Below are 1,226 nucleotides of genomic sequence, written 5' to 3'. Positions count from 1 at the left end.
ATCTGCTCCACGCCGGCGAACCGCTCGTCGGGGGTCGACGGCCATCGCCCGCGTCACCACGGCGGCGAGCTCGGGTGCGATGCCCGGCACGAGGCGGTGCAGGTCGGGCCGCGGCGCCTGGCGGTGCGCCAGCAGCTGCTCGGCCACGGACCCCTCGAACGGCGGGCGTCCGGTCAGGCACTCGTGCAGCAGGCAGCCGACGGAGTAGACGTCGCTGCGCTCGTCGGCACGCCCGTCGTACTGCTCGGGGGCCATGTAGTGCGGCGTGCCCGCGACCGTGGCGGTGGTGTCGGACGCGGCGCGCGAGATGCCGAAGTCGACGATCTTCACTCCGCCCTCGGGCGTCACCAGCACGTTCGCGGGCTTGATGTCCAGGTGCAGGATGCCGGCGCGGTGGCAGGCGGCGAGCCCGTCCAGCACGCCGCGCACGGCCACCGTCGCCCGCGGGCTCGGACCGTGGGACAGCAGCAGCTCGCGCAGGGACGTGCCCTCGACGAGCTCCATGACCAGGTGCGGCGTCACCTCGCCGTCGCCGTCGGGCATGTGCACGAGGTCGTGCACGGTGACGACGTGCGGGTGCGACACCCGGGCCAGCGCCTCGACCTCGCGGGTGATGCGGCGCATCGCGCGCGGGTCGTCGGCGAGGAAGTGGGAGAACCGCTTGACCGCGACCTCGCGGCCCAGGTGCCGGTCACGGGCCCGGAACACCACGCCGTGGTTGCCCGCCCCGATGCGGCCGAGCATTCCGAAGCGTCCGGACGCGTCGACGGTGCCGGGGTCGGCGGGACTCACCAGCGGGTCGACCACGGTGTCCCTCCTTCCCGGCGCGGCGCGCACGTCGGGTCCATTGTCACCGGACGGTGGGCACGCCCTGGACGCGGACCGTCCCTGGCGCGGGCGACGAGACGTGCAGCCGGACGCCGGCCAGGGCGAGCACCGAGCCCGGACGCAGCGGCGTCCAGACCTCCGGGTCGAGCCGGGCGCCGTCGACCGTGGTGCCGTTTGGTGCTGCCCAGGTCGCGCACCTGCCAGGCTCCCCCGGCCCAGCGCACGGCCGCGTGGCGGTAGGAGACCTCGGGCTGCGGCAGCGTGAGCGGGCTGGCCGGGAGCCGGCCGAGGACGGTCTCGCCGTCGGGGTCGAGGTCGACCTGCTGGTCGTCGTGCACCAGGCACAGCGGCTCGCGCAGCACCGGCATGGGACCGGTGGCGCCCGGGTCGGCACCAGC

General features: G+C 75.3%; 2 protein-coding genes. Both read right to left on the bottom strand.

Going from position 1 to position 1,226, the window contains the following annotated elements:
* Positions 1-807, bottom strand: an 807-nt coding sequence (locus AC2W7G_RS16705; protein WP_485869429.1) for a serine/threonine-protein kinase, incomplete at its 3' end; no start/stop codon positions are given.
* On the bottom strand, positions 789-1,226 hold a 438-nt coding region (locus AC2W7G_RS16700), incomplete at its 5' end, for an FHA domain-containing protein (protein ID WP_485869428.1). The genes AC2W7G_RS16705 and AC2W7G_RS16700, both read right to left, overlap by 19 nt.

The sequence above is a fragment of the Aeromicrobium sp. PFPM2_SD2 genome (genome assembly GCF_057364525.1).
This window is presented reverse-complemented; position numbering and strand designations above follow the sequence as displayed.